Source organism: Kitasatospora azatica KCTC 9699 (assembly GCF_000744785.1).
Taxonomy (GTDB): Bacteria; Actinomycetota; Actinomycetes; order Streptomycetales; family Streptomycetaceae; genus Kitasatospora; species Kitasatospora azatica.
In genome coordinates this window covers 2448135-2456212 of sequence record NZ_JQMO01000002.1, presented here as the reverse complement: position 1 = coordinate 2456212, position 8078 = coordinate 2448135, and the positions used below count along the sequence as shown (strand labels likewise).

2 protein-coding genes, 3 rRNA genes and 1 pseudogene are annotated in these 8078 nt (G+C 61.1%); 4 read left to right on the top strand and 2 right to left on the bottom strand.

Going from position 1 to position 8078, the window contains the following annotated elements; translation table 11 throughout:
• The 4 genes and pseudogenes from BR98_RS11200 to rrf all read left to right on the top strand — a co-directional run.
• A pseudogene (locus tag BR98_RS11200) lies at positions 1–1021 on the top strand (ribonuclease J); the annotation flags it as partial.
• A gap of 461 nt (positions 1022–1482) precedes the next feature.
• Positions 1483–3004 (top strand): 16S ribosomal RNA (locus BR98_RS11195).
• A 280-nt stretch (positions 3005–3284) separates the two neighbouring features.
• Positions 3285–6400 (top strand): 23S ribosomal RNA (locus BR98_RS11190).
• 86 nt (positions 6401–6486) lie between these two features.
• Positions 6487–6603: ribosomal RNA gene (rrf, locus tag BR98_RS11185) — 5S ribosomal RNA — on the top strand.
• Together the 16S, 23S and 5S rRNA genes form the textbook arrangement of a ribosomal RNA operon.
• Before the next feature lie 83 nt (positions 6604–6686).
• Here rrf and BR98_RS11180 read toward each other — a convergent pair.
• Positions 6687–7139, bottom strand: a complete 453-nt coding sequence (locus BR98_RS11180) for a GNAT family N-acetyltransferase (protein ID WP_035842248.1) — start codon at positions 7137–7139, stop codon at positions 6687–6689.
• Positions 7140–7167: 28 nt separating this feature from the next.
• Positions 7168–7959, bottom strand: a complete 792-nt coding sequence (locus BR98_RS11175; RefSeq protein ID WP_035842245.1) for a VOC family protein — start codon at positions 7957–7959, stop codon at positions 7168–7170.
• Positions 7960–8078: the final 119 nt, after the last annotated feature.

Here is an 8078-nt window from a genome sequence, read left to right as displayed (position 1 = left end):
CGGCGCTGCGCAACGTCTTCGCCAACGCCGACAAGCGCGCATCATCGTGGCCTCCTTCGCCAGCCACGTGCACCGCATCCAGCAGGTGCTGGACGCCGCGCACGAGTACAAGCGGAAGGTCGCCTTCGTCGGCCGCTCGATGGTCCGCAACATGGGCATCGCCCGCGACCTCGGCTACCTGAAGGTCCCCGGCAACCTGATCGTGGACGTGAAGCAGCTGGACGACCTGCCGGACAAGGAGGTCGTGCTGGTCTGCACCGGCTCGCAGGGCGAGCCGATGGCCGCGCTCTCCCGGATGGCCAACCGCGACCACCAGATCCGGATCGTCGAGGGCGACACCGTGATCCTGGCCTCCTCGCTGATCCCCGGCAACGAGACCGCGATCTACCGGGTCATCAACGGCCTGACCCGCTGGGGCGCCAACGTCGTCCACAAGGGCAACGCCAAGGTGCACGTCTCCGGGCACGCCTCGGCCGGCGAGCTGCTGTACTTCTTCAACATCTGCCGCCCGAAGAACCTGATGCCGGTGCACGGCGAGTGGCGCCACCTGCGCGCCTGCGCCGAACTCGGCATCAAGACCGGTGTGCCGAAGAACCGCACGGTCATCGCCGAGGACGGCGTGGTGGTCGACCTGGAGAACGGCGTCGCCAAGATCGTCGGCAAGGTGCAGGCCGGGTACGTGTACGTCGACGGCTCGTCGGTCGGCGACATCACCGAGTCCTCGCTGAAGGACCGTCGGATCCTCGGTGAAGAGGGCTTCATCTCGGTCTTCGTGGTGGTCGACTCGTCCAGCGGCAAGATCGTCAGCGGCCCGACCATCCAGGCCCGCGGCTCCGGCATCGACGACTCCGCCTTCACGCCGGTGGTGCAGAAGCTGGAGGAGGCGCTGCGCAAGTCCGCCGACAACGGCGTGCTCGAGGTGCGCCAGGTCCAGCAGCTGGTGCGCCGCACGATCGGCAAGTGGGTGGCGGACAACTACCGCCGCCGGCCGATGATCCTGCCGGTGGTCGTCGAGGTCTGATGGTCGCCGAGGTCTGATTTGACGTGGGGCAGCTCGGTGCGTAATGTTCTCCGAGTTGCCCCACGGCCGTCAGGCCACTGCTTCGAATTCAGTTCGAGCGGGGAAAACAGCCCGAGAAACTCTGATAGAGTTCGGGAGCGCCGAAAGGCGGAAAGCAAAGCGGAAGGAAATTCGGTCCGGAAAACGGAGCGGAAATCATCTGATAAGCTTTACGAAGTAAGAACGAAGGGCCCGGAGAAAACGCGAGAGCGAATTCGAAGGAAGTCTCCGTTCCTTGAGAACTCAACAGCGTGCCAAAAGTCAACGCCAGATATGTTGACATCCCCGGCCTGAACCTTCTGGTTCGGGTTGGAGATTCCTTTTGAAGTAAAACACTAGCGAGGACGCAGTGCACGGGGTCGGCCTATTCCGCTGATTGTCGTGCCGCTCTGCGCGGGTGTCGACCCGATTACGGGAAAACATTCACGGAGAGTTTGATCCTGGCTCAGGACGAACGCTGGCGGCGTGCTTAACACATGCAAGTCGAACGGTGAAGCCCTTCGGGGTGGATCAGTGGCGAACGGGTGAGTAACACGTGGGCAATCTGCCCTGCACTCTGGGACAAGCCCTGGAAACGGGGTCTAATACCGGATATGACCTGGGACCGCATGGTTCTGGGTGTAAAGCTCCGGCGGTGCAGGATGAGCCCGCGGCCTATCAGCTTGTTGGTGGGGTAATGGCCTACCAAGGCGACGACGGGTAGCCGGCCTGAGAGGGCGACCGGCCACACTGGGACTGAGACACGGCCCAGACTCCTACGGGAGGCAGCAGTGGGGAATATTGCACAATGGGCGAAAGCCTGATGCAGCGACGCCGCGTGAGGGATGACGGCCTTCGGGTTGTAAACCTCTTTCAGCAGGGAAGAAGCGCAAGTGACGGTACCTGCAGAAGAAGCACCGGCTAACTACGTGCCAGCAGCCGCGGTAATACGTAGGGTGCGAGCGTTGTCCGGAATTATTGGGCGTAAAGAGCTCGTAGGCGGCCTGTCGCGTCGGATGTGAAAGCCCGGGGCTTAACCCCGGGTCTGCATTCGATACGGGCAGGCTAGAGTGTGGTAGGGGAGATCGGAATTCCTGGTGTAGCGGTGAAATGCGCAGATATCAGGAGGAACACCGGTGGCGAAGGCGGATCTCTGGGCCATTACTGACGCTGAGGAGCGAAAGCGTGGGGAGCGAACAGGATTAGATACCCTGGTAGTCCACGCCGTAAACGTTGGGAACTAGGTGTTGGCGACATTCCACGTCGTCGGTGCCGCAGCTAACGCATTAAGTTCCCCGCCTGGGGAGTACGGCCGCAAGGCTAAAACTCAAAGGAATTGACGGGGGCCCGCACAAGCAGCGGAGCATGTGGCTTAATTCGACGCAACGCGAAGAACCTTACCAAGGCTTGACATATATCGGAAACGGCTAGAGATAGTCGCCCCCTTGTGGTCGGTATACAGGTGGTGCATGGTTGTCGTCAGCTCGTGTCGTGAGATGTTGGGTTAAGTCCCGCAACGAGCGCAACCCTTGTTCTGTGTTGCCAGCACGCCTTTCGGGGTGGTGGGGACTCACAGGAGACTGCCGGGGTCAACTCGGAGGAAGGTGGGGACGACGTCAAATCATCATGCCCCTTATGTCTTGGGCTGCACACGTGCTACAATGGTCGGTACAAAGGGCTGCGATGCCGCGAGGCGGAGCGAATCCCAAAAAGCCGGCCTCAGTTCGGATTGGGGTCTGCAACTCGACCCCATGAAGTTGGAGTTGCTAGTAATCGCAGATCAGCATGCTGCGGTGAATACGTTCCCGGGCCTTGTACACACCGCCCGTCACGTCACGAAAGTCGGTAACACCCGAAGCCGGTGGCCTAACCCTTGGGAGGGAGCCGTCGAAGGTGGGACCAGCGATTGGGACGAAGTCGTAACAAGGTAGCCGTACCGGAAGGTGCGGCTGGATCACCTCCTTTCTAAGGAGCACATAGCCAGCTCGGAGCGAATGCCTTCGAGTGGTTGCTCATGGGTGGAACGTTGACTATTCGGCACACTGGGTGATGGTTCGTGAGTACTGCTTCGGCGTGGAAAGCGTTCTTGAGTCTGGTGTGTCGGGCACGTTGTTGGGTCCTGAGGGAACGGCCGTATGGTCTGAACCTCGAGGATGCCGGTCCCACGGACAGTACTCGTTTTCGGGTGGTGTAGGTGGGTGTCTGGTCGTTGTTTGAGAACTGCACAGTGGACGCGAGCATCTGTGGCCAAGTTTTTAAGGGCGCACGGTGGATGCCTTGGCACCAGGAACCGATGAAGGACGTGGGAGGCCGCGATAGGCCCCGGGGAGCTGTCAACCGAGCTTTGATCCGGGGGTGTCCGAATGGGGAAACCCGGCAGTCGTCATGGGCTGTCACCCGCACCTGAACACATAGGGTGCGTGGAGGGAACGCGGGGAAGTGAAACATCTCAGTACCCGCAGGAAGAGAAAACAACCGTGATTCCGGGAGTAGTGGCGAGCGAAACCGGATGAGGCTAAACCGTATTGGTGTGAGACCCGGCAGGGGTTGCCGATACGGGGTCGTGGGAAAGTTCTTCAGTCGTCTGCCGGCGGCTGGGTGAGTCAGAAACCGTTGGTGTAGTCGAAGGACATGCGAAAGGTCCGGCGTAGAGGGTAAGACCCCCGTAGACGAAACATTAGCGGCTCACTTGAGCTTCTCCCAAGTAGCACGGAGCCCGAGAAATTCCGTGTGAATCTGGCGGGACCACCCGCTAAGCCTAAATATTCCCTGGTGACCGATAGCGGATAGTACCGTGAGGGAATGGTGAAAAGTACCGCGGGAGCGGAGTGAAATAGTACCTGAAACCGTGTGCCTACAAGCCGTGGGAGCGTCGTTGGTCTTCGGACCAGCCGTGACTGCGTGCCTTTTGAAGAATGAGCCTGCGAGTTTGCGGTGTGTAGCGAGGTTAACCCGTGTGGGGTAGCCGTAGCGAAAGCGAGTCCGAATAGGGCGTTTGAGTTGCATGCCCAAGACCCGAAGCGGAGTGATCTAGCCATGGGCAGGTTGAAGCGCGGGTAAGACCGTGTGGAGGACCGAACCCACCAGGGTTGAAAACCTGGGGGATGACCTGTGGTTAGGGGTGAAAGGCCAATCAAACTCCGTGATAGCTGGTTCTCCCCGAAATGCATTTAGGTGCAGCGTCACGTGTTTCTTGCCGGAGGTAGAGCACTGGATAGGCGATGGGCCTCACCGGGTTACTGACCTTAGCCAAACTCCGAATGCCGGTAAGTGAGAGCGTGGCAGTGAGACTGTGGGGGATAAGCTCCATGGTCGAGAGGGAAACAGCCCAGAACACCGACTAAGGTCCCTAAGCGTGTGCTAAGTGGGAAAGGATGTGGAGTCGCAGAGACAACCAGGAGGTTGGCTTAGAAGCAGCCACCCTTGAAAGAGTGCGTAATAGCTCACTGGTCAAGTGATTCCGCGCCGACAATGTAGCGGGGCTCAAGCACACCACCGAAGTCGTGTCATTCACAGAATACGTCCAACGACGCTGTGGATGGGTAGGGGAGCGTCGTGTTCCGGGTGAAGCGGCCGAGGAATCGAGTCGTGGACGGGATACGAGTGAGAATGCAGGCATGAGTAGCGATACAAGAGTGGGAAACTCTTGCGCCGATTGACCAAGGGTTCCTGGGTCAAGCTGATCTGCCCAGGGTAAGTCGGGACCTAAGGCGAGGCCGACAGGCGTAGTCGATGGACAACGGGTTGATATTCCCGTACCCGCTTTGAAGCGCCAACGCTGAACCTCTGAATGCTAAGGCCGTGAAGCCGGCCCGGAGTCTTCGGACAAAGGGACGTGGTGGAGCCGCTGATCCGACAGGGTATTAGGTGAGCGATGGGGTGACGCAGGAAGGTAGTCCAGCCCGGGCGGTGGTTGTCCCGGGGTAAGGGTGTAGGCCGAGTGGTAGGCAAATCCGCCACTCTTTAAGGCTGAGACCTGATGCCGAGCCGATTGTGGTGAAGTGGATGATCCTATGCTGTCGAGAAAAGCCTCTAGCGAGTTTCATGGCGGCCCGTACCCCAAACCGACTCAGGTGGTCAGGTAGAGAATACCGAGGCGTTCGGGTGAACTATGGTTAAGGAACTCGGCAAAATGCCCCCGTAACTTCGGGAGAAGGGGGGCCGGAACTGGTGGAGGCACTTGCTGCCCGAGCTGGGGCCGGCCGCAGAGACCAGCGAGAAGCGACTGTTTACTAAAAACACAGGTCCGTGCGAAGCCGTAAGGCGATGTATACGGACTGACGCCTGCCCGGTGCTGGAACGTTAAGGGGACCGGTTAGCTCCATTTCGGTGGGGCGAAGCTGAGAACTTAAGCGCCAGTAAACGGCGGTGGTAACTATAACCATCCTAAGGTAGCGAAATTCCTTGTCGGGTAAGTTCCGACCTGCACGAATGGCGTAACGACTTCTCGACTGTCTCAACCATAGGCCCGGTGAAATTGCATTACGAGTAAAGATGCTCGTTTCGCGCAGCAGGACGGAAAGACCCCGGGACCTTTACTATAGCTTGATATTGGTGTTCGGTTCGGCTTGTGTAGGATAGGTGGGAGACTTTGAAGCCTTGACGCCAGTCTTGGTGGAGTCGTCGTTGAAATACCACTCTGGTCGTGCTGGATGTCTAACCTGGGTCCGTGATCCGGATCAGGGACAGTGTCTGGTGGGTAGTTTAACTGGGGCGGTTGCCTCCTAAAGGGTAACGGAGGCGCCCAAAGGTTCCCTCAGCCTGGTTGGCAATCAGGTGTTGAGTGTAAGTGCACAAGGGAGCTTGACTGTGAGACCGACGGGTCGAGCAGGTGCGAAAGCAGGGACTAGTGATCCGGCGGTGGCTTGTGGAAGCGCCGTCGCTCAACGGATAAAAGGTACCCCGGGGATAACAGGCTGATCTTCCCCAAGAGTCCATATCGACGGGATGGTTTGGCACCTCGATGTCGGCTCGTCGCATCCTGGGGCTGGAGTAGGTCCCAAGGGTTGGGCTGTTCGCCCATTAAAGCGGTACGCGAGCTGGGTTTAGAACGTCGTGAGACAGTTCGGTCCCTATCCGCTGTGCGCGTAGGAGTGTTGAGAAGGGCTGTCCCTAGTACGAGAGGACCGGGACGGACGAACCTCTGGTGTGCCAGTTGTCCTGCCAAGGGCATGGCTGGTTGGCTACGTTCGGGAGGGATAACCGCTGAAAGCATCTAAGCGGGAAGCCTGCTTCGAGATGAGCACTCCCACCTCCTTGAGAGGGTAAGGCTCCCAGTAGACGACTGGGTTGATAGGCCGGATGTGGAAGCCCAGTAATGGGTGGAGCTGACCGGTACTAATAGGCCGAGGGCTTGTCCTCAGTTGCTCGCGTCCACTGTGTTGTTCTGAAACAACGACCCCATCCCGTTTGGTCACGGGGATGGTGCGGCGACAGTTTCATAGTGTTTCGGTGGTCATAGCGTGAGGGAAACGCCCGGTTACATTCCGAACCCGGAAGCTAAGCCTTACAGCGCCGATGGTACTGCAGGGGGGACCCTGTGGGAGAGTAGGACGCCGCCGAACAATCATTCAGAAGAAGCCCCCACCGTACTGTGTTTAATTAAACGCAGTCGGTGGGGGCTTCTTCGCGTTTGCACGTCATCTGTTCACAGCGTCATCTTGAATCCGATGTGGGACCCCACGAAGCCCAGCCGCTCGTAGAACCGGTGGGCGTCCGTCCGCACGCTGTCGGAGGTCAGCTGGACCAGGCCGGCGCCGAGTTCACGCGACCGGTTGATCGCCCACTCCATCAGCAGCGTGCCGAGGCCCTGGCCCCGCTCGCCGGCGTGCACCCGTACGGCCTCGACGATGACGCGGGTGGTGCCGGCCCGGGAGAGCCCCGGGATCACGCTGAGCTGGAGCGTGCCGACCACTCGTCCGTCGCGGACCGCGACGGTGGGGTGCTGGTGGGGGTCGGCGGCGATCCGCTCGAAGGCGGCGTAATAGGGCGTCAGATCGTCGGGGGACTCCCGCGAGACGGCCACCGAGTCGGCGACGAGCAGGGCCACGATGGCCGGGATGTCCTCCGGGGTGGCCGGCCGGATCACAAGATCGTTCATGCCGGCCACCCTACTGACGCTGCCGGCCCTACTCCCCGGCCGGGGCGCTGGCGATCACCGCGAAGACGGCGCCCTGCGGGTCGGTGAGCTGCACGAACCGCCCGACCCCGGGGGCGTCGACCACGTCGCCGCGCCGGCCACCGCCGAGCTCCGCGGCCCGGGCGACGGCGGCGTCCACGTCGGCGACCTCGAAGTAGGGCAGCCAGAACGGGCCGGAGTGGGCCGCCTTGTCCTCCTCGATCAGGGTGACGATGCCGCCCTGACTGGAGTCGGTGCCGCCGGCGGTCGGGGTGATCACGGTGTAGGTGAAGTCGCCGAACGGGACGTCCTGCTCCATCCAGTTGAAGACCGCCCGGTAGAACGGCTTGGCCGACTCCGGATCGCTGGTGTGCAGCTCGGTCCAGCAGAGCGTGCCGACCGAGGTGACGGCGTCCAGCCCCTTGGTGGTGCCGGGCTGCCAGACGGCGAACTGCGCGCCGGTCGGGTCGGTGTATCCGGCCATCCGGCCGGCGGTGAAGACGTCGAACGGGCCGAACCGGACCACGCCGCCGGCCTGCTCGACCAGCTTGCTGGTCTGGTCGGCGTCGTCGGTGCGGAAGTAGACCGTCCAGGCGGACCTGGCGCCCTCCTCGGTCAGTGGGCCGACGGCCGCCACGGTCTTGTCACCCTGACGGAAGAAGCCGTAGCCGCCGGCCTCCGGCCCGGCCGAGGTGAAGGTCCAACCGAAGAGTCCGCCGTAGAAGGCCTGGGCCGCCTCGGTGTCGGGGCTGCCGAGGTCGATCCAGTTCGGGGCGCCGGGGATGAAGTCGGTGGTCAACATAGTGTTCTTCCGCTTCTGTCGAACGGGGGTCTCCACTTGCCATCGTCAGCCTTGCACCGAGTGGTGACAATCGCGTCCCGGCCTGTCAGTACGGAGCGGTACGGTTCATCACGCAGGGA

What these genes read in the sequence shown, in the direction of transcription:
- BR98_RS11180 (WP_035842248.1), bottom strand. Translation starts at nt 7,139, where the DNA reads ATGAACGATCTTGTGATCCGGCCGGCCACCCCGGAGGACATCCCGGCC.
- BR98_RS11175 (WP_035842245.1), bottom strand. Translation starts at nt 7,959, where the DNA reads ATGTTGACCACCGACTTCATCCCCGGCGCCCCGAACTGGATCGACCTC.